The organism is Candidatus Ulvibacter alkanivorans (genome assembly GCF_003333325.1).
Classification (GTDB): domain Bacteria; phylum Bacteroidota; class Bacteroidia; order Flavobacteriales; family Flavobacteriaceae; genus Ulvibacter_A; species Ulvibacter_A alkanivorans.
In genome coordinates this window covers 1-20,866 of the sequence record NZ_QOLC01000066.1, presented here as the reverse complement: position 1 = coordinate 20,866, position 20,866 = coordinate 1, and the positions used below count along the sequence as shown (strand labels likewise).

At 39.8% G+C, this 20,866-nt stretch carries 17 protein-coding genes; 14 read left to right on the top strand and 3 right to left on the bottom strand.

Annotated features, from left to right (window positions below; translation table 11 throughout):
• Positions 1-5: 5 nt before the first annotated feature.
• From DWA30_RS05250 to DWA30_RS05240, 3 genes are all read right to left on the bottom strand, one after another.
• A complete protein-coding gene (locus DWA30_RS05250; protein WP_114491489.1) occupies positions 6-1,463 on the bottom strand; it encodes a porin family protein in 1,458 nt (485 codons plus the stop codon).
• Positions 1,453-1,995, bottom strand: a complete 543-nt coding sequence (locus DWA30_RS05245; protein WP_114491488.1) for an RNA polymerase sigma factor — start codon at positions 1,993-1,995, stop codon at positions 1,453-1,455. Before DWA30_RS05245 ends, DWA30_RS05250 begins: the two co-directional genes overlap by 11 nt.
• 176 nt (positions 1,996-2,171) lie before the next feature.
• Positions 2,172-2,600 (bottom strand): hypothetical protein, encoded by a 429-nt coding sequence (locus tag DWA30_RS05240; RefSeq protein ID WP_114491487.1) that lies wholly within the window; start codon positions 2,598-2,600, stop codon positions 2,172-2,174.
• Between the two features lie 202 nt (positions 2,601-2,802).
• Between DWA30_RS05240 and DWA30_RS05235 the strand changes: the two genes are divergently transcribed.
• The 14 genes from DWA30_RS05235 to DWA30_RS13280 all read left to right on the top strand — a co-directional run bounded on the left by DWA30_RS05235 (position 2,803) and on the right by DWA30_RS13280 (position 20,834).
• Positions 2,803-4,251 (top strand): glyceraldehyde-3-phosphate dehydrogenase, encoded by a 1,449-nt coding sequence (locus DWA30_RS05235; RefSeq protein ID WP_114491486.1) that lies wholly within the window; start codon positions 2,803-2,805, stop codon positions 4,249-4,251.
• Between the two features lie 142 nt (positions 4,252-4,393).
• On the top strand, positions 4,394-4,837 hold the full coding sequence (locus DWA30_RS05230; RefSeq protein WP_114491485.1) for a GNAT family N-acetyltransferase: 444 nt from the start codon (positions 4,394-4,396) through the stop codon (positions 4,835-4,837).
• Between the two features lie 37 nt (positions 4,838-4,874).
• Positions 4,875-5,369 carry a tetratricopeptide repeat protein gene (locus tag DWA30_RS05225; protein ID WP_114491484.1) on the top strand — a complete coding sequence of 165 codons (495 nt, stop codon included), beginning with the start codon at positions 4,875-4,877 and terminating at the stop codon, positions 5,367-5,369.
• Between the two features lie 2 nt (positions 5,370-5,371).
• Positions 5,372-6,049: a tRNA (guanosine(37)-N1)-methyltransferase TrmD gene (trmD, locus tag DWA30_RS05220; RefSeq protein WP_114491483.1), complete on the top strand. Its 678-nt coding sequence runs from the start codon at positions 5,372-5,374 to the stop codon at positions 6,047-6,049.
• 115 nt (positions 6,050-6,164) lie between these two features.
• A complete protein-coding gene (locus DWA30_RS05215; protein ID WP_114491482.1) occupies positions 6,165-7,961 on the top strand; it encodes a DUF885 domain-containing protein in 1,797 nt (598 codons plus the stop codon).
• A 246-nt stretch (positions 7,962-8,207) separates the two neighbouring features.
• The gene (gene rplS, locus DWA30_RS05210; RefSeq protein ID WP_114491481.1) at positions 8,208-8,561 is read left to right on the top strand and encodes a 50S ribosomal protein L19; all 354 of its coding nucleotides are present in this window, start codon (positions 8,208-8,210) and stop codon (positions 8,559-8,561) included.
• A 673-nt stretch (positions 8,562-9,234) separates the two neighbouring features.
• Complete coding sequence (locus tag DWA30_RS05205) at positions 9,235-11,463, top strand: NADP-dependent isocitrate dehydrogenase (protein WP_114491480.1); 2,229 nt, start codon at positions 9,235-9,237, stop codon at positions 11,461-11,463.
• A gap of 120 nt (positions 11,464-11,583) precedes the next feature.
• Entirely contained in the window at positions 11,584-13,944 is a 2,361-nt protein-coding gene (locus DWA30_RS05200; RefSeq protein WP_114491479.1) for a TonB-dependent receptor, read from the top strand.
• Positions 13,944-14,750 (top strand): DUF4249 domain-containing protein, encoded by an 807-nt coding sequence (locus tag DWA30_RS05195; RefSeq protein ID WP_245933864.1) that lies wholly within the window; start codon positions 13,944-13,946, stop codon positions 14,748-14,750. The genes DWA30_RS05200 and DWA30_RS05195 overlap by 1 nt, the downstream gene beginning before the upstream one ends.
• A gap of 23 nt (positions 14,751-14,773) precedes the next feature.
• Positions 14,774-15,589 (top strand): N-acetylmuramic acid 6-phosphate etherase, encoded by an 816-nt coding sequence (gene murQ / locus DWA30_RS05190; protein WP_114491477.1) that lies wholly within the window; start codon positions 14,774-14,776, stop codon positions 15,587-15,589.
• On the top strand, positions 15,582-15,806 hold the full coding sequence (locus tag DWA30_RS05185; protein WP_136073158.1) for a DUF6095 family protein: 225 nt from the start codon (positions 15,582-15,584) through the stop codon (positions 15,804-15,806). The genes murQ and DWA30_RS05185 overlap by 8 nt, the downstream gene beginning before the upstream one ends.
• A 98-nt stretch (positions 15,807-15,904) precedes the next feature.
• Positions 15,905-19,822 (top strand): hybrid sensor histidine kinase/response regulator transcription factor, encoded by a 3,918-nt coding sequence (locus DWA30_RS05180; protein ID WP_114491475.1) that lies wholly within the window; start codon positions 15,905-15,907, stop codon positions 19,820-19,822.
• Between the two features lie 168 nt (positions 19,823-19,990).
• Entirely contained in the window at positions 19,991-20,650 is a 660-nt protein-coding gene (locus DWA30_RS05175; RefSeq protein ID WP_114491474.1) for a putative Ig domain-containing protein, read from the top strand.
• Between the two features lie 46 nt (positions 20,651-20,696).
• Positions 20,697-20,834 carry a hypothetical protein gene (locus tag DWA30_RS13280; RefSeq protein WP_168421740.1) on the top strand — a complete coding sequence of 46 codons (138 nt, stop codon included), beginning with the start codon at positions 20,697-20,699 and terminating at the stop codon, positions 20,832-20,834.
• Positions 20,835-20,866 lie beyond the last annotated feature (32 nt).

Here is a 20,866-nt window from a genome sequence, read left to right as displayed (position 1 = left end):
GTGCTTCAGAATTGATAACTAAACCCACTATAAACTCCGAGCACATAAGGTTTAAAAGTGCTGGTATCATTGGTATACGTATTCCATTGAATCTTCAGCATAGGCTCAAGGTTGAATTGAAATGAACTTCCTAAATCGTAGGTAAACCCAAGACCAAAATTGCTACTATACGAAACCGAATTTAGATTAGTGGCGCTTCCGAAGCGCATACGTTCAGATTCCTTGTTCGATATAAACACATCGTTTGAATCTAAAACAAATAGACTCATCCCGCCAATTAATGTCAGGCCAAAACGATTATCAACTACACGATACGCCAGCTCAAAAGGTAATTCAACATACGTGATCTCTTGAGTAAGGTCAAAATCTGAGCTACTACCATCATTCGATATGGGAATCTCAAGTTCGTTATTATCAATGGCTACTCCGGACAAGAATATATTCGATTCTGCAGAAACAACAAGACCATCATTTGTCGTGTAGGCTAACTTTGTCCTATTAACACCACCGCGTATTGCAATTTTACTTGACACCCCATATTGTGCTCGTATGCCAAAACTTATATTAACGCCACCTTCTCGCGCATTCGATTCCAAGCTAGGATCTAAAGAAGAGCCTTGTGTAAGTGAATTGTAATAGACAGGAGCGACATAGGTTGAAACTGTCCATCGCGAGTTGCCATCGGCAGCTATGACACTATCTTTTGCATTTTGGATCTGTTGAATTTCTTCAAGAATGTCTTTGTTGATTGGCGTTGTGCTTATTGCTACTATCGAATCGTTATCGATTGCTTCCTGATTAATTTGTTCGTTAGAAGCGATAGGCGATACCACACCATTAGTTTTCTCTATGAACATGGAATCGCCCAGTATCTTCTGTTGTTGTTTTTCAAAAGCAATACGTTCCGAAATTGATTTGTTAGCTTGATCAGCTTGTGACTTAGGCGTTGGAAAATTATTCGATTGTTCTAATTCAGTATTTACCTCTTTCTCTTTTATTTCTGAAACGTCTTCTGTCGCTACTCTGTTGGAATGATTTAGATCATCGGAAGTCTCATTGGCAACATCCAACCTGTCATTTTTAGGAGTGTTACTATATTTTGGTATTGACTGCGAGGATTCTTCCTTGTTATCGGTGGTACTAATTGGCGTTGGATTCTCGGAAAGCTTCAACAACTCGTTCTCGGGCAGTGAATCTGAAGCATTGGTAACAATTTCAGAATTTGTATTGGTAACAGTTCCATCACTTGAACCCACATATTTTAATCCTAAGGTAAACATTAAGGCTATGATAGCGGCAACACCGCCAAGTTTCCACCAAAGCGGTATAACCAAAATTCGTCGCTCCTTATCTTGTTTATCAAGCTTTTCAGAAATTGCTGTCCATACTGCCGGATCGGGAGACGCGTCTAATTGATCGAGCTTTTCTTTAAAAGCCTTTCCTATTTCTTCTTTATGATCCATAGCGGTTGCCTTTTTTCTCGATTTCCATCAATCGTTCTTTTAAAAATTGTTTGGCTCGGTGTAGATTAGATTTGGAAGTGCCAACAGAAATATTTAGCAATTTGGCGATCTCCTTGTGCGAATAACCATCGAGGCAATACAAGCTAAAAACCAGACGATACCGATCGGGTAACTGCTGAACAAGCGTAAGAACCTCATCTAACGAATGGGTCAACTTTTTAACTTCCATTATTGGCTGCTCAACGATATCTTCTTTAATGGGCAATGTAAACCTAAACTTGTGATATTTAGCAATGGCCTTATTGATTGTAATTCGGGTCATCCAACCCTCAAAAGAGCCTTTTCCATTATACTGTTCAATCTTGCTAAAGATGGTTAGAAAACTTTCCTGTAAAGTATCTTCTGCTTCAGTTCTGTTTTTACAATATTTTAAGCAAAGGCGAAACAAATGGTCCTTATACCTACGGTATAACTCCCCTTGGGCTTCCCTATCATTTTCGATACATTTTTGAATAAGTGTAGTTTCCTTCAAATATTGTTTAGTGTATAATTAGATCGATTGCATTGCTTAACTTTAGCTTGTGCACAAATTCGATAATTCTAGGATTTAAAAGTTAAAAGACGCTTTTAATTAGTAAAAAATGTCATCTTGAATACCACACACATCCTTTATCATGTTTTTACGCAAAACTTATTTTTTCTTTACAGTTAGTATTCGTAAAGTATGGTCGATTCCCAATCCTCCAATTGTATCGTTATGGAAGAACCTGAACCTTGTAAATTACTTAGATCAAAGGATTGCTCTTGAGACACTTCGGCTGTGCATGCCTCCTGATTTACTAACAACAATCGCACATCCATCATAGGCGGTAACGATTCAGATACTGCTTCGTGTGCGACCAAGCGAACTACCCAGCTGTTTCCGTCACAACCCGTGGCGGAATAACGTAAGTTTAAACAATCACCTATTAATTCAACCGAATTAAAACTGAAGCTATCACTTTCACCGTTCTCATATTGTTGCGAATCAATAAACACAGATGCATCGCATGATTGTGTATCCATGGCATCGTCATCATTAGAACAACTAAAGAGCGTCATTGCTCCAAGCAATAAAAAGAATACCGTTTTTTTCATATCTAAAAGTAATGATTTGTACACTAATGAGCAGTATTTTGAAAAAGGTTGCGTCCTAGGTAAGAAAAAGTAGATTCTACTAAGAGAATGCGCTGACAATTTGATAATGCCAAAATGAACTTAAAATGTGAATTATTCTTCTCAATACCGTTAGAATTGGTTATTTTTGCACCCAATTTTAAACCCTTAAACCACACAACCTATGAGTTTTGATGACGTTTATGAAAAAGAACTGTCGTTTCAAACCGACCGCAGAAAGGCATCTGTAGAATTTATCAAGATCGTTAGCGATCTATGGTACGACAAATCTATCGAACTGGTGCTTTTTAGAAATCAATTGATCGATCGCAACGTAAGTGAAATTTTAAACCTTCACGAATACGCCGGTGAATTCGTACAAAAACCAATTTCGATCTTCGACTCTGTTGAGATCGCACAAGCCATCCAAAAATTAGACTTGCCACCGGCAAAATTGGATATCGGAAAATTAACGTACGAATACCACTTAGAAGACAATCAGTACGAAGATGCCATCGCTTTTGTTAGCGACAAGCTAAAAACAGCTAATGAAAATGCATCTATCACCCCGAAAGACGTGGTTTTATATGGGTTTGGTCGAATTGGCCGATTATTAGCTCGAGAACTAATGACGCGTACAGGAGGTGGAAGTCAAATGCGATTACGAGCCATCGTAACACGGGGAACCATCGATCAAACCGTGCTTGAAAAAAGAGCCTCTTTGTTACAATACGATTCTGTGCACGGTGATTTCCCGGGGACAGTTCGTGTTGATCTTGAGAACAAGGCCTTGATCATCAATGGAACTACCGTTCATATTATTTCAGCCAATGCCCCAGAGGATATCGACTATACTCAATATGGGATTGAAGATGCATTGGTCATCGACAATACAGGAGCTTTTCGTGATAAAGAAGCATTGAGCAGACATCTTGCGGCTAAGGGTACTTCAAAAGTATTATTAACAGCACCTGGTAAAGGAATTCCAAATATCGTACACGGTGTGAATCACGGTGAGCACGATCCAAACTCGGTAGATATATTCTCTGCTGCATCCTGTACCACAAACGCCATCACTCCGGTTCTAAAGGCGATCGAAGATTCGTTTGGTGTAATTCACGGGCATCTAGAAACTATACATGCGTATACTAACGATCAAAACTTGGTAGATAATATGCATAAGAAATACCGACGTGGGCGTGCTGCTGCATTGAACATGGTGATCACCGAAACCGGTGCCGGCCAAGCAGTTTCTAAAGCACTGCCTTCTTTTGACGGAAAATTAACTTCCAACGCGATTCGCGTACCGGTTCCTAATGGTTCGTTAGCGATCTTAAATTTAGAATTAGAGGCCAAAACCTCTAAGGACGGATTGAATGCTACTATGAAGAAATACGCTCTGGAAGGTGATTTGGTTGAGCAAATTAAGTACTCGCTTAATAATGAATTGGTTTCTAGCGATATCGTAGGATCTTCGGCTCCGGCTATTTTCGACAGCAACGCTACCATCGTAACAGAAGATGGGAAAAACGCGGTACTTTATGTATGGTATGACAATGAATACGGATACAGTCATCAAGTAATTCGATTGGCAAAATACATCTCAAAAGTTAGACGCTTTACTTATTATTAATTGTATGCTTTCTTCGGAAAGCTGAACGATAAAAAGCCTGCTTGATGCAGGCTTTTTTTTATGCCCCTCAACTTCAAAAAACCAGAGTAAAGGGCAAGCAGGTTCGAAACCAAAATTTCTAAAAAATATGTACTTTCACAACATGAAGATCATTAAGGCATCACTTGCGAATATTGAACAATTAATTCCACTCTTTGACGCATATCGAGTTTTTTACAAACAACCTTCAGACCCTTTGGCCGCTCGCAATTTCTTAGTGGATCGTTTTAAACAGAAGGATTCTACTATTTTTCTCGCACTAGATACAGAAACTAATGGCTTGGGCTTTACACAACTATACCCTAGTTTTTCGTCGGTTCGTATGCAGCGCACGTATATTCTAAATGATCTATTTGTAACCAAAACCGCTCGCGGTCAAGGTGTGGGAGAAGCATTAATGTTACGAGCCAAAGAATTTGCAAAACAAGAAGGGAGTCGAGGACTCACCTTAGAAACCGATCGTGATAATCCGGCGCAAAAACTGTACGAGCGTTTGGGATGGGTGAAAGACACCAAGGTTTTTCATTACACTTGGGAAAATAAGTAAGTAGATTTCTGTATTTTTACACCCTAAAGTGGTTGCTATGGATCATCTCACCAAACTGGAAGAATTATTAGACCGGGCAAATTCGGATATCAAAAACGGGGCTTACGATGAAGCGACCAATAAATTGGAAAAGATCTTAGATATCGACCCAGATTTTGGAAAGGCCTACAACCATTTAGGGTATTTATACGAGGTTAAGTTCAAAGAGTATGAGAAAGGAGAAACCTTATACAAGCTGTGTTTAGAGAAAAGCCCAATGTATCCGGCAGTCTACTATAATTACGCCGTATTACTGTCCACTTTAGGCAAATACGACGACCTTAAAGAGCTTCTAGACACTGCTATTACTATTCCCGGAGTGAACAAATCGACCATGTACAATGAATATGGCATCATGTACGAACAACTTGGAAAATTTGATGAGGCCATATCCTATTATAAAAAAGCTGCCTTACAAACCTTAGACAAGAATGTACTTAATCGCGCCAAGGATTCTATAGAACGCTGTCAACTAAAAAAAGACCTACAATAAACATGCGTATCGATATCATAACAGTCCTCCCCGAATTATTAAAAAGTCCGTTCGAAGCCTCTATCCTAAAACGCGCCATCGAAAAAGGATTGGTTGAGGTACACACCCACAATCTTAGAGAATATGCCACCAACAATTATAAGCAAATAGACGACTATCAATTTGGGGGTGGTGCCGGCATGGTCATGATGATAGAACCAATTGACAAGTGTATCTCAACACTAAAAGATGAACGTGATTACGATGAGATTATCTATATGACACCGGATGGCAACACCCTAACACAAGGAATTGCAAATGAACTTTCGACCAAACAAAACCTTATTATTTTATGCGGTCATTACAAAGGAGTCGATCAGCGTGTACGCGACCACTTTGTTACGCGAGAAATCTCTGTAGGAGATTTTGTTTTAAGTGGTGGAGAATTGGCCGCTGCCATCGTTTGTGACGCCGTCATCCGATTGTTACCCGGAGTATTGGGCAATGAGACCAGTGCGTTAACCGACTCCTTCCAAGATAATCTTTTAGCCCCGCCCATCTATACTCGTCCCGCAGAATACAAAGGTTGGAAAGTACCCGATATCCTGTTGAGTGGCAATACCCCTAAGATAGAAGAATGGCGTGAAGACCAAGCGTTAGAACGCACAAAAACAATACGCCCAGACCTTTTGGATGACTAGCATTCTTTCTTCGGAAGCTATTGCTCTATCAAACAACCTTGTACAAGCGATCTAGAATTAAGAAGTATTTTTTATCTGTATCTTTAACACACTCTTATTTTAATTTTATCCTATTATGAAACGATCTATTCTCATGGTTTCCTTACTTCTTATTATTTCAGCCTGTAAGGATGCACCAAAAAATGAAACCGCTATGCAATCTTCGTACAACGAAGCATTTGACACCTTACTTGAAACCTATTATGAAGAAGGACTCAAATTAGATCCGATATCGGCAACGGCAGCGGGCGACAATCGCTATAACGACCAATTTCCTAATACACTATCTGAGGATTATATCGCCAAATTAGAAACGTATTACACTTCTATAAAGGAGCAACTAAACGACTATCCGGATGACACACTCTCTGAAAGTCAGTTAATGAGCAAGAACATCCTTAAATGGGAATGCGATATTCATTTGGAAGAGTTGAACTTTATGAACAATCGCTATTTTCCGATCGATCAAATGTGGTCTGTAAATCTGTTTATGGGTCAGTTGGCGAGTGGTGCGAGTGCACAGCCGTTCAACACAGTTGCAGACTATAACGATTGGCTTGAGCGTGTAGACGGATATTTAGTATGGTTAAAAACAGCCGAGTCGAATATGCGACAAGGGATGAAGGAAGGATATGTACTTCCAAAATCCTTAGTAGTGAAGATCTTACCACAGTTAAAAGAAATGACCGAGCCCAATGTCGAGCAACATTTGTTCTATGCTCCAGTTGCTATCTTTCCTCAAGATTTTTCCGAAGCAGAAAAAGAAGAGTTGACCAAAAAGTACGAACGCATGGTCACCGAAAAAGTGATCCCGGCCTACCAAAGCGTACACGATTTTATGGCGAATGAATATCTACCGAAGGCTCGAGAAGGCACAGGTATTGACGAGATCCCGAACGGAGCAGCTTATTACCAGCATCAGATAAAGAAATATACAACCACCAATATGACTGCTGAGGAGATCCACCAATTAGGATTGAATGAAGTAGCGCGCATTTCCGGCGAGATGGAAAAGATAAAGAATCAAGTAGGTTATAAGGGAGACCTACGTTCGTTCTTCGATTATGTGCGAAATAACCCTGAGCTTATGCCCTACCAAGAACCAAATGAAGTAATTGAAAACTTTAATGCCATCTATGAGCGCATGAAACCAAAGATAGACGTCTTGTTCGATCTTAAACCAAAAACAGCTTTCGAGGTAAGACGTACCGAAGCGTTCCGAGAAAATTCATCTAGTGCAGAATACAATCCGGGCTCTCTTGACGGTACGCGACCCGGTATTTTCTATGTACCTATTCCGGATGCGACCACCTATAATGTCTATTCGGATGAGTCGTTGTTCTTGCATGAAGCCATTCCCGGGCATCATTATCAGATCTCGTTGACGCAGGAGAACGAAGACCTGCCCCAATTTAGAAAGACCTTATGGTATAGCGGTTATGGCGAGGGATGGGCCTTGTATTGTGAGTCGTTAGGAAAAGAGCTTGGGCTGTTTACCGATCCGTACCAATACTTCGGAATGTTGGGTGCCGAAATGCACCGCGCCATTCGATTGGTCGTAGATACCGGTATGCATGCTAAGGGTTGGACGCGCGAAGAGGCGATCGAATATTCGTTGGCGAACGAAGCCGAAAGTGAAGCGAGCATTATATCAGAAATAGAGCGTTATATGGCAAATCCGGGTCAGGCGTTGTCGTATAAGATAGGACAATTAAAGATCCGCGAATTGCGCAATATGGCAAATAAGGAGTTGGGTGATGCCTTCGATATTAAGACCTATCACAATGAGGTGTTAGAAACCGGTTGTGTGCCTTTAGCACTATTGGAAGATAAGATAGAACGTTGGATTGCTTCGGAAAAGGAGGTCGAATAGCAATGCGTAAAGTAGAAGAGTTGCGTTAGCGACCTGCCTGCGGCAGGCTTGTAGAGGCGGCATCCTCTTGTGCAACAAGAGATATAGCCGATAGCGCGCCCCGCCACAGCGGGGAACGCCCAAGAAAAAAAGTACATAAAAAGTTGTAACATTCTATTAATTACGTATTTTTGCACTCGATTTTACCCCAACCTCTGGCGATGTACGTGTATGTTGTTGTAAACAAACCCATTAAATTAAAGAGCAATGGAAGCTTTAGTAAAATTTGTACAAGACGAGTTTGTAACCAAGAAGGAATTTCCAAAATTCAATGCCGGTGACACCATCACTGTGTATTATGAAATTCGCGAAGGGGATAAGACCAGAACCCAGTTTTTTAGAGGTGTTGTAATTCAGCTAAAAGGAACAGGTTCGTCGCAAACGTTTACCATTAGAAAAATGTCTGGTACTGTAGGTGTAGAACGTATTTTCCCAATGAATTTACCTGCCCTGCAAAAAATTGAGATCAACAAAACAGGTAGTGTACGTAGAAAGCGTATTTACTACTTTAGAGGACTTACCGGTAAGAAAGCTCGTATTAGAGAGAAGAACACCAAGTAAACCTTACGTTAGCACAAATAAAAAAAGCAGTCGGAGATCGACTGCTTTTTTTATGAACAAATGTTAATAATAGGGGTTTATAAGTTGTTCGTATCTAATGTGATAGAAAACTTGCGTACTAAAAATTGTGTTCTATATTAGCAGTATCAAAATGATGTAACAGTCATTACGATACAATAAAGCAACGTTCTTTATATACTTTTTTTTAATCGTTTGAAACGCTAACGGTCCTAGCGATTTGTTAGGGTTGAGATTAAAGAGAAGTTCGAGATTGTTTTTTGAGACATAGAATAACTTTATGTTATTGGTTCAATACAAAAACAAATCTCTTTGAAACAGATCACAACTGTGAGGGTTTAATAAACTCACCTCGATCTGCCATTGAGCAGATAGTTGGTAACGATGTGTTTCACAAGGAGCCATAGCACTGTAGCAGTACATTGATATGGCTTTTCTTGTTTTAGGTGTTTGTTTTCTTCGGAAGTGTGATCGATGCTTAAGTATAACATTAGACCAAAAAAACGATCTAACGGCTGTTGTTCTTAACAAAACAATAAGGTAAACGCACTTTTAAAACCCTCTTCAAATAGTTATATTTGCATTTCCTTGTTTTTACGTACAGGAAGATACATAAACCGATCTCATTCAACATTTAAATAATACCAATCAACTTATGACGAAGACTGCCAAGATTATCTATACGAAAACAGATGAAGCGCCATTTCTCGCGACCCATTCTTTCTTGCCCATTATAGAAGCGTTTACCGCGCCTTCACAAATCGCAATCGAAACACGTGACATCTCACTGGCCGGAAGAATTCTTTCTCAGTTTCCGGATTATTTAAAGGAAGATCAACGTGTGGCTGATGATCTAGCAGAATTAGGAGCATTAGCAAAGACTCCGGAAGCTAACATTATCAAGCTTCCAAATATAAGCGCTTCCATGCCACAGCTCACGGCAGCCATCAACGAACTACAATCCAAGGGGTATGCTATTCCCAGTTATCCGGATGAGCCTTCGAACGATGAGGAAAAGAAAATAAAAGCAACTTACGACAAGATCAAAGGTAGCGCAGTAAACCCTGTTCTAAGGGAAGGAAATAGTGACCGACGCGCTCCTAAGGCCGTAAAAAATTATGCGAAGAAAAACCCCCACCGAATGGGTGCATGGAGTGCCGATTCTAAATCGCATGTTGCTACAATGAGCGAAGGTGATTTTAGACACAACGAGAAATCACTTACCATAGATAAAGCCGGTTATGTACAAATAGTGCATACGGCTTCCGACGGTACTAAAACAGTGCTTAAAGAATCGGTGCCTGTATTAGAGGGTGAAATTATAGATGCCACCCTAATGCGCAAAGAGGCATTGTTGGCGTTCTTAAAAGAACAAGTAAAGGATGCGAATGAGAAAGAGGTGTTGTTCTCATTACATATGAAGGCGACTATGATGAAAGTGAGTGATCCTATTATCTTCGGACATGCGGTTCGTGTGTATTTTAAAGAATTGTTCGAAACCTATGGTGATACTTTCGAATCTTTGGGTGTAGATGTAAATAACGGATTTGGGGATCTAATAAACAAGATCGCCGAGCTTCCGGAAGCGAAACAAGACGAGATCAGGAATGAGATCGCTAAGATCATGGAGCGCAACCCGGATCTGGCAATGGTAAATAGTGATAAAGGAATAACCAATCTTCACGTTCCCAGTGATGTGATCATCGATGCTTCTATGCCGGCAATGATACGTACTTCGGGACAAATGTGGAATGCTGCAGGAGAACAACAAGACGCCAAGGCGATCATCCCGGATAGTAGCTACGCAGCTGTCTATCAAGCGACCATCGATTTTTGTAAAGAAAATGGTGCTTTCGATCCGACGACCATGGGTACTGTACCGAACGTTGGATTAATGGCTCAAAAAGCAGAAGAATACGGATCGCACGACAAAACTTTTGAAATTTCCACTGCGGGAACCGTAGCTGTGATCGATGGTGACGGTACCACACTCATAGAACATACTGTTGCCGAAGGTGATATCTGGCGTATGTGCCAAGTAAAGGACCTACCCATACAAGATTGGGTGAAGTTAACGGTGAATCGAGCACGAGCTACCGGAAGTCCTGCTGTATTCTGGTTAGATGAAGATCGGGCACACGATGCCGAACTAATTAAAAAGGTACGCGCGTATCTACCAGATCACGATACCAGCGGCCTTGAAATAAAGATCCTCTCTCCCGAACAAGCAACGCATTACACGCTAGAGCGTGTAAAGGCCGGTAAGGATACTATTTCGGTCACCGGTAACGTATTAAGAGATTATCTCACCGACCTCTTCCCTATCCTCGAATTGGGAACCAGTGCCAAAATGCTCTCTATTGTTCCATTAATGAATGGTGGTGGCCTATTTGAAACCGGTGCCGGTGGATCTGCACCAAAGCACGTACAACAATTCTTAGAGGAAAACCATTTGCGATGGGATTCCTTGGGTGAATTCTTGGCGTTGGCGGTTTCCTTAGATCATTTAGGAGCAACCTTCAACAACCAAAAAGCGATAGTTTTAGGGGAAACTTTAGATGATGCAACCGAACAATACTTGGACAATAAAAAGTCACCTTCTCGCAAGGTGCATCAGTTAGACAATCGCGGAAGTCATTTCTATTTAGCTCTTTATTGGGCAGAAGCATTAGCGGCACAGGATAAAGACACCGTATTGAAAGAGCGCTTTGCTCCTATCGCTAAGAAATTAAGTGAACAAGAAGCAACCATCATTAAAGAGTTAAACGAGGTTCAAGGGGACCCGGCAACTATTGAAGGATACTACTATCCTTCCGAAGCCTTGGTCTTTAATGAAATGCGACCTAGCAAGACCTTTAATTCGATCCTTAGCGAAATAGCATAATACAAATACAACCATAAGTAAGAGCGGGATTTTTCCCGCTCTTTTTAGTACGAGAGTTTAAATTAACACGAGTAATCACTTTTTTAATTCTCTAATTGTCATTACTTTTAATAAAAAAAATTGAAATATTTTCTACTGCTTCTGTGTTGCTTCGGAAGCATTTCGTTAGTCGCCCAAACCAAATATACCCTTAGTGGTACTGTAGCTGAAGCTGAGTCGGGTGAGACCTTAATTGGCGTTAATGTCATCATTCCGTCTATGCAAGCGGGGGCTATTACTAATGAATATGGTTTCTATTCGATCACGCTTCCCGAAGGTTCCTATGAGGTTTTTTATCGTACGCTTGGTTTTACGACCAAAAGCTTTACCATAGAATTGAACAAGAATACGGTGAAGTCGGTGGTCTTGGAAACTGATACCGAAACCCTGGATGAGGTGATCTTAAAATCGGATATTGAAAAACTCAACATCCGAAAACCACAGATGAGTGTTAATTCCTTATCGATGAACACCATCAAAAAGATCCCTGTGGTCTTAGGAGAGACCGATGTAATTAAGTCGATCACCTTACTTCCCGGAGTCACAAATGCCGGTGAAGGGGCCAGCGGATTCAACGTTCGCGGCGGGGCTGCCGATCAAAACTTGGTGCTTTTAGATGAGGCTACCCTTTACAATTCATCGCATTTATTTGGGTTTTTTTCCGTATTTAATCCCGACGCCATTAAAGACCTCACCTTGTACAAAGGCGGAATTCCGGCACGTTATGGCGGTCGAATTTCTTCGGTGCTCGATATTTATCAAAAAGATGGCAACAAAAAAGAATTTAGAGCGAATGGCGGTATTGGTGTGGTTGCCAGTAGGCTGTTATTGGAAGGCCCGATAAAAAAGGACACTGCCTCCTTCTTAGTGGGTGGACGCAGCAGTTATGCCCACTTGTTCCTTCCACTGTTCGATAATGACAATGTCGCGTATTTCTACGATTTAAACACCAAGATAAGTTACAATTTGAACGATACCAATAGGCTGTATTTGTCGGGTTACTTCGGAAGAGATGTGTTTAGTATATCCGACAGTTTTTCGAATAGCTTCGGAAACAGCACCTTCAATGTACGGTGGAACCATTTGTTTTCTGAAAAGTTGTTTAGTAATCTATCGTTGATCTATTCCGATTACTTCTACGGACTCGAACTTAGTTTTGTAGAATTTGATTTTGAAAGTGGCATTCGCAATGGAAACTTGAAGTATGACCTTACCCATTATCTTTCAGAAAAAATAGAACTACACTACGGCTTAAATAGCATTTATTACAAATTTAATCCGGGAAGTATAAAACCCACTACCGAAAGCTCCGGGATCAATCCGTTCAAATTGACCAACAAGTACGCCTTTGAAAATGCGCTCTACGCAGAAGCCGAGGTAACGGTTTCCGATAAATTAGCCGTGCAGGCAGGTGTACGACTCTCCACCTTTAATCGTCTGGGGCAAGATGCTTTAAACATTTATGCCAATGATAATCCTATAGTGTATAACGAAGCCTTAGACATTTATCAAAAAGCAACCCCTATAGATACAGTCTCCTTTGATCGAAACGAAACTATAAAGTCGTTTGTGAATCTTGAACCTCGAATTGCAATTGCATACCAATTAACAGAGACCTCTTCGGTCAAGGCCAGCTACAATCGTATGTCGCAGTACATCCATCTTATAAGTAATACGACCTCTCCTACCCCTTTCGATATTTATGCACCTAGTGGCAAGTATCTCGATCCACAGTTAGCCGATCAGGTTGCGGTTGGATATTTCAAAAATTTTGAAGATTACTCGCTAGAAGTGGAATCGTACTATAAAATCGTGAAAAACCGATTAGATTATGTAGACGACGCCGATCTTATTGCCAATAATGCCGTAGAACAGATCTTACTTAAAGGGGAAGCACGTGCTTATGGGTTAGAAGTATTATTTCGTAAAACTGAAGGAAAACTGCAAGGTTGGATCGCTTACACACTTTCTCGAAGTGAACAACGAACGCCGGGCAGAACCCCAGTAGAGATTGGAATCAACAATGGTGAATGGTACCGGTCTGCCTGGGATAAAACACATGATATTAGTATTACCGGCCAGTATGAACTAAATAAAAAATGGTCGTTCGGGGCAAATTTTATTTATCAAACCGGACAACCGTTTACATTTCCTAACGGACAATATATTTACAACGACATCGTAGTTCCTGTATACGAGGCTCGAAACAGCAGTCGGTTGTCAGATTTCCATCACTTGGACCTCTCGGCTACTTGGGTTCCCAAACCAAATTCTAAAAAAAGATGGAAGAGTGAATGGGTATTTAGTGTCTACAATGTATACAACCGAATGAACGCAGCATCGATTTCGTTTAGAGAAAATAGTGATGTGGGTAGAAACGAGGCTGTTCGTCTTTCTATCTTCGGAATCATCCCGGCAGTAACCTATAATTTTAAATTTTAATGATGAAGAAGATCCTATTGTTGATTACTTACTTTTTGATCGCCACTTCTTGTGAAGACGTGATCGATGTTGATCTAAATGAAGGAGCACCGCGTTTGGTAATTGAAGCCACATTTAATGTGGAAGAGATTGGAGAACAGAGTCAGGCACGTGTCGAATTACGACTCACCAAACCCTTTTTCAGCAACCAAGCAACAGCGGTGAACGATGCACAGGTTCGTGTCATCTCTGAAGATGGAACAGTGACCAACCTAGACTTATTTCAAAATGGTATTTACAACCAACCCCTTGTCATCGATCCCGCAAAATCCTATACGCTCGAAGTGCGTTATCGAGACGAATTGTATGCTGCCACCGAACAATTTGTTCCCGTGGTACCATTAGAATTCGTGGAGCAAGAAGATGATGGCGGATTTGACAATGAGAGCATCGAATTAAAGGCGTTCTTTACCGATCCGGGGAATGTTGATAATTTTTATTTTTTCGAAGGCTTATCGCAAGCAGGAAATAGCTATGATGCTTTTAATGACGAGTTTTTCGACGGCAATCAGATCTTTGGTTTTTATTTTGTGGAAGATCTAGAAGCAGGTGACGATGTCTTGTTTAGATTGCATGGTGTAGACGAGCCTTTTTATAATTTTATGTTTACGTTGCTTCAGCAAAGTAGTGACCAAAGTAACGGTCCATTTGAGACCCAACCTGCCACAGTACGCGGTAATATTATAAATGAGACCAATCCTGATAATTTTCCGTTGGGTTACTTTCGAATTTCTCAAGTTTCAGAATTAAGTTATACCGTACAATAAACTTATAAATTGTAAATTTGTACATGGCTTTTACCAAAACAACAGAGGCAGCTTCACACTACGATCATTTGGAAAAAATGAGTGTTTCAGAATTATTAGTTCATATTAATTCTGAAGATAAAAAGGTGCCCAAGGCTGTTGAAAAAGCGCTACCACAGATCACAAAACTTTCCGAAGCCGTTTCAGAAAAATTAAAGAACGGTGGACGCCTTTTTTATATTGGCGCCGGTACTAGTGGTCGCTTAGGAATCGTAGATGCAAGCGAATGCCCTCCTACTTTTGGTGTACCGCACGGCTTGGTCGTTGGACTTATGGCAGGCGGGGATGCTGCGATGCGCAAAGCGGTTGAGTTTGCAGAAGATTCGCACCATCAAGGTTGGAATGATCTGCAGGAACATCAGATTTCTGATAAGGATGTTGTTATTGGGATTGCTGCTTCGGGCACCACTCCATATGTAATTGGCGCGCTAAAGCATTGCAATGAAAACGGTATAATAACCGGCTGTATAACTTGCAATGAAGGAAGTCCGTTAGCAACAACCGCTCAATTACCGGTCGAGGTGGTGGTAGGACCCGAATTTGTCACCGGAAGCTCAAGAATGAAAGCCGGGACTGCGCAAAAACTAGTTCTAAATATGATCTCGACAGCGGCAATGATCCAATTGGGACGAGTAAAGGGTAATAAGATGGTCGATATGCAATTGAGCAACAACAAATTGTTAGATCGTGGCACCCGAATGATCATGGAGGCCCTGGCTGTTTCCGAAGAAAAAGCAAAACAATTATTAGACACCCATAAAAGTGTTCGCAACGCTATTAATGCCTACAAAAATGCCTAAAGAACACACCGATTTAAAATTACTGATTAAAGGGCTAAAACGACTTGCTTTTGCAATACCGTTGTTAGTACTTACCACGTATTTATTTACATTTACATTTCTCAACAAGGACACCATTCCCATGTATTGGATCTTACCGTTAGCCATAGCAGCGATGGGCGCTACCATTTTCCTATTATTTAATGGCATTAAATGGATCCTTAGGGCCATGTTCTAAGTCCGAACTCACATTTTATTAATTTTCAACGCTTTATAAACGCTTTATTTAAGGAGGTTTAAAGATTCTTTTATATTTTTAAGTAAGAATTTTTGTACATGCCTAAATTAATCTCGTTACCATTTGCAGTCTTGGCAATGGCTTTTTGGTCTATTCCTCAATTAGCTAGGTGCCAAGATAACGGGCGATTCCAAAAACAATTTTCATTTCGGGAATTAACCGTTGCCCAAGGACTTTCGCAAAACAGTGTTGTAAGCATCGCTCAGGACAGTATTGGATTTATGTGGTTCGCTACTCAAGACGGCCTTAACCGTTATGATGGTACTAGATTTTATCAATACAGCAAACAGTTTGAAGATGTTACGCGACCTACATATAGTCGACTTGGTGAAGTTTATGTGGACAAGGCAGGACAACTATTCATCATACCAATTACAGGTCGATTGGAGCGATATAACTCTATAACCGATAGCTTCTCTCCTATTTCGTCCATTGAAAATGCGAGTACGGTCATTCAAGATAAAAATGATCATTATTACATTGGCACTTATGGAGATGGACTGTATGTAACTGACCTTTCTGAAAACGAACCCATTAAAGTAGCAAGTGCCGCGCTTGGCGCTCTGCATTTCTACGACAGTATGGAGTTAAATGACAGGCTTCTTTTTTCTACTTCGGAAGGCTTATTAGAAGTAACTGAAACCACCCATTCGTTTATTCTTATTGAAGGATTCGAAAACACAGCATTTAGTGCGCTGGCTCAAAACAAACAAGGGGTAGTGTTTGCCGGCACCTATGGAAAGGGTCTTTTTATAAAACCAGAAAACTCGAATCAGTATACGCTATTTCAAGGGTTTGAAGAAGCTCCATTTTCATCAAACCTTAACATCTTAGACCTTGAAATAGACCATCGCGATCGACTCTGGGTTGCGACCTATGGAGAAGGTGCATATTTGATTGATTTTAAACGTGAGACCATTCGACATTTTGTTGCCAATAAGACCAATCCGTATGCTTTGCATTACAATGATGTTTTAAGTCTTTACGAAGATTTCACAAATACTATGTGGTTGGGTACAGATGGTGCAGGTTTAAGTTATTACGACGAGCATTTGGTAAAATTCAATGTATTGACCAATAAACAACTTCCTATTAGTATTCAAGTGGATGTCACCAGAGCGATAGCCGCAAATGAGAAGACCATTTGGTTAGGAACCTCGGGAAAAGGATTATCACAGCTTCAGCTATCACAACAAAATTTTAAAACATTTACAAAAGACAATTCCGATTTGGCCGGTGATCGGGTAATGAGCTTGTCGTATGATACGAACGGACTTTGGATAGGCCATCAAAATAAAGGACTACAATACTTGACGAATTCCGGAACCTTTAAAGACTTTCCTGAGACCAATGGTTTAACCATTTGGAAAATTTATAAGACCGCTAACGACTCACTTTGGTTATGTACTCGAAGTCAAGGTCTAATTCTATTCGATCCGCAACTTGGAATCAAAAAGTCCTTTAACCGTCAAAATTCTACATTAACTACCAATAACATTCGAACCATTGAACAAGGTAAAGGTTCTATAATCTGGATTGGAACCGAAGATAAAGGGTTGTTCAAATTAGATATACAAACTAACATTATCACTAAAATAGATGCGGTTTCGGTGCCTATCAAAAGTTTATACTATACAAGCAACAAACTTTGGGTAGGCACAAATGGTAAAGGATTGATCTTATACAATTTGATCGACGAATCTGTACGGGCGTTCACTAGAGAAAATGGATTGCCAAATAATGTTATTTACGGCATTCTTCCCGACGATAAAGGAAATCTATGGCTAAGTTCTAATCAAGGATTGTCTAATTTCACAATAGATGGTGAGTATTATGCAACAATCGAAAATTACACCGATTATGACGGACTACAAGCATTGGAATACAACACGGGGGCTTACTTTAAAGATGATAAAGGCAACTTGTACTTTGGTGGTTTAGATGGAATAAATTGGTTTCATCCTGAGCAACTTTCTTTTAATCCCGTAATCCCAAAGACCATTATTACCGGTTTAGAAGTATTTAATACGGAACGCGAATTACTTCCGGGACAACAATTTGATCACAACGAAAATACAATTACGTTCACATTTGCATCCTTACATTATTCTCAGCCGGAACGGAATAAATTCAAATACAAATTATCTAATAACGATACCGATTGGATACTTGCCAATAATACAAATGTGGCACACTATACCAACCTTCCGCCAAACGAATACACCTTTCAAGTTATATCGAGCAACTACGATGGTATTTGGAATGAGACCCCAACAGCCTATTCGTTTACCATTGCACAACCGTGGTACGCTACAAACTTGGCGAAGGTGATATACCTCATTCTATTTTTATGGCTATTGTACGGAATTTATGCCTACTTAAAGTGGCGGTGGAATGTTCAAAATCAACTACTTAAAGATCATGAAGAAACTGAACGACTTAAGAAATTAGATGAGTTTAAAACAAATCTTTACACGAACATATCGCATGAAATACGCACACCGTTGACACTAATATCAGGACCGGTAGAAAACCAATTAAAACGAGAAGAATTGACCGAAAAAGATAAAAAGGACCTTACGCTTATTAAACAAAACAGCAATCGACTTATTCATTTGGTAAATCAGATGTTAGACCTGTCCCTTACCGATTCCGGTTCGATCAAGTTAAAGATTGAACAAGGCAATCTAGAACTATTCTTAAAGCAAATCATAAACACTTTCCGGTATGCTGCCAAAGACAAACGCATTGAATTCGAATATGAATTTGATAATTTAAAGAACTGTTGGTTTGACAGAGATGTGATTGAAAAAATAGTAACAAATTTAGTGAACAATGCCATAAAGTATGCAGTTGAGAATACCACAATCACTATGCAGGCAAAAAAAGATCAAGATTGGTTCGTTTTTGCCATTACCAACAAGAAGGATGGTAGAAACGTAGGACAAATAAATCAGTTGTTCAATCGCTTCTATCAGGCAGATGAGTCTTCGGAAGGCATTGGCGTAGGATTGGCGTTAGTAAAAGAATTAGCAAATCTTCATAATGGAAATATAATTGCACATGCGAGTGGAGATAATAGCATTCAGTTCACGGTCACCTTACCGGTGGTAAAAGAAGCTTTCAATGAAGAAGACGTCATAAAACAAAGATCGAATGTTTCCGAAGAGATTATACAAAATTCAGCTTCAGATAACAAAAATACAGAAACACTTTTGATCGTGGAAGATAACATGGAAGTGCGTGAATATATTGTTTCCGTATTCACCCTCAAATATAATATACTGGAAGCAGAAAACGGCAAAGCAGGCATCGAACTAGCCATCGAACACCTGCCGCATCTTATTATAAGTGACATAATGATGCCCATAAAGAGCGGAATCGAACTTTGTGACACTATAAAAACAAATGAACTTACTAGTCATATACCCGTTATATTGCTCACAGCTAAAGTTGGTGAGGAAGCAGAAATTCAAGGACTACAAACGGGTGCCGATGCATATATCACAAAACCCTTTAGTGTAGAAAAACTAAAAGTAAGAGTGCAACAGTTACTTGAGACAAGAAAAAAGGTGGAAGCGCATTTTAGCAAGACTTTTACGATCGATCCCAACCTCGGTATAACATCGACAGAAACAGAATTCCTAAAACGAATGCAGTCGGTTCTCGACACACATATAACCGATCCCGAGTTGACTAGCGAAAAATTTGCGGATCTAATGAATATTAGTCGAACACAACTGCACAGAAAGTTAAAATCAATAGTTGGTAAAAGTACTTCTTCTTTTATTCGTTCGCACCGATTAAGATTAGCGGCAGGCTTATTAAAAGAATCGGATAATACTACTTCGGAAATTGCCTATACTGTAGGATTTAATTCTCCCTCTTATTTTGCACGATGTTTTAAAGAAGCCTATGGATATACGCCTTCCGAATTTGCTTCAAAAGAGGTGTAAATCATGACTCATCCTTACTTTGGAACATTTGTAACAAGCTATGGAACATAATTTATAGCCTAGCGAAAAACACTTCAATAATTTTACACTAATAACTCGAATGGATAAACTAGGAGTATTCATCTAGGAGCATTCATTTCGTTTGAATAAATTAAAATATAATGTATCATGAAATTTTTTTATCTAAAAACTTTACTAATTCTTAGTGCTTTCGCTTTGTTTCTATCGTGCGGACTAACCGATGACGATGAAGACACTGTAATGTCTCCATCCTTAACGTATCCTTCTACCAATCTAATGGCAACCTTTTTTGAGGCAGGAAATTCGGAAGCTCCAACCATTTCTTGGAATGGTAACCAAGGAACTTTATCGTTGTCAAGTTCTATCGAGGGCATAAGTTTAAACAGTACCAATGGTGTATTAAACTGGAACAGACAGCTGGCACCCGGTGATTATAACATGAATGTTATTGCCACGAATAGCGAAGGCCAAACGGTTGCAAATATAAACTTGAGCAATCCCTTTCAGGGCGCTTTTACCGGAACATATAGTGGCAGTTTTTATTTTATGTTTGAATTCAATAGTGACGGAACACTTGAAGTAGCGGCAGATGATGGAATTAATCCCCTAGTGGGATCTGGAACTTGGGAATTAAACAACGGTGTACTTACTGCAGATTATACATATGATTCTTCTAATGATGAATTTTCGATCTCTGGCACCTTAAGTCAAACGAACAATCAAGCTGAATTATCGGGGAATTGGTATTTCGGATTTGGTGCGCAAGACGGAAATGAAGGTGGAGAGTTTGAAATCTTTATAGATTAAAAGGTGATGATACTTTGTACTAATTAGCTTCACTGAATACGTGACAATGCAGGAAAAATCGACCGAAAAAGTTTTTGAAAAAAACAAACTCTATCTAAACATAGATCATTTAGAAAGTGGAGATTATGAATTACTCATCATGTTAAAGAATGAAATTGTTCAATCCATCAACTTCACCAAGTAATGGTCTAGTTTTAAATAATTTGTAAATTTATG

Excerpts from the sequence above, each read along its gene's own strand:
- DWA30_RS05250 (WP_114491489.1), bottom strand. The coding sequence starts at position 1,463 with ATGGATCATAAAGAAGAAATAGGAAAGGCTTTTAAAGAAAAGCTCGAT.
- DWA30_RS05240 (WP_114491487.1), bottom strand. The coding sequence starts at position 2,600 with ATGAAAAAAACGGTATTCTTTTTATTGCTTGGAGCAATGACGCTCTTT.
- DWA30_RS05235 (WP_114491486.1), top strand. The coding sequence starts at position 2,803 with ATGAGTTTTGATGACGTTTATGAAAAAGAACTGTCGTTTCAAACCGAC.
- DWA30_RS05230 (WP_114491485.1), top strand. The coding sequence starts at position 4,394 with ATGAAGATCATTAAGGCATCACTTGCGAATATTGAACAATTAATTCCA.
- DWA30_RS05225 (WP_114491484.1), top strand. The coding sequence starts at position 4,875 with ATGGATCATCTCACCAAACTGGAAGAATTATTAGACCGGGCAAATTCG.
- trmD (WP_114491483.1), top strand. The coding sequence starts at position 5,372 with ATGCGTATCGATATCATAACAGTCCTCCCCGAATTATTAAAAAGTCCG.
- DWA30_RS05215 (WP_114491482.1), top strand. The coding sequence starts at position 6,165 with ATGAAACGATCTATTCTCATGGTTTCCTTACTTCTTATTATTTCAGCC.
- rplS (WP_114491481.1), top strand. The coding sequence starts at position 8,208 with ATGGAAGCTTTAGTAAAATTTGTACAAGACGAGTTTGTAACCAAGAAG.
- DWA30_RS05205 (WP_114491480.1), top strand. The coding sequence starts at position 9,235 with ATGACGAAGACTGCCAAGATTATCTATACGAAAACAGATGAAGCGCCA.
- DWA30_RS05195 (WP_245933864.1), top strand. The coding sequence starts at position 13,944 with ATGATGAAGAAGATCCTATTGTTGATTACTTACTTTTTGATCGCCACT.
- murQ (WP_114491477.1), top strand. The coding sequence starts at position 14,774 with ATGGCTTTTACCAAAACAACAGAGGCAGCTTCACACTACGATCATTTG.
- DWA30_RS05185 (WP_136073158.1), top strand. The coding sequence starts at position 15,582 with ATGCCTAAAGAACACACCGATTTAAAATTACTGATTAAAGGGCTAAAA.
- DWA30_RS05180 (WP_114491475.1), top strand. The coding sequence starts at position 15,905 with ATGCCTAAATTAATCTCGTTACCATTTGCAGTCTTGGCAATGGCTTTT.
- DWA30_RS05175 (WP_114491474.1), top strand. The coding sequence starts at position 19,991 with ATGAAATTTTTTTATCTAAAAACTTTACTAATTCTTAGTGCTTTCGCT.
- DWA30_RS13280 (WP_168421740.1), top strand. The coding sequence starts at position 20,697 with ATGCAGGAAAAATCGACCGAAAAAGTTTTTGAAAAAAACAAACTCTAT.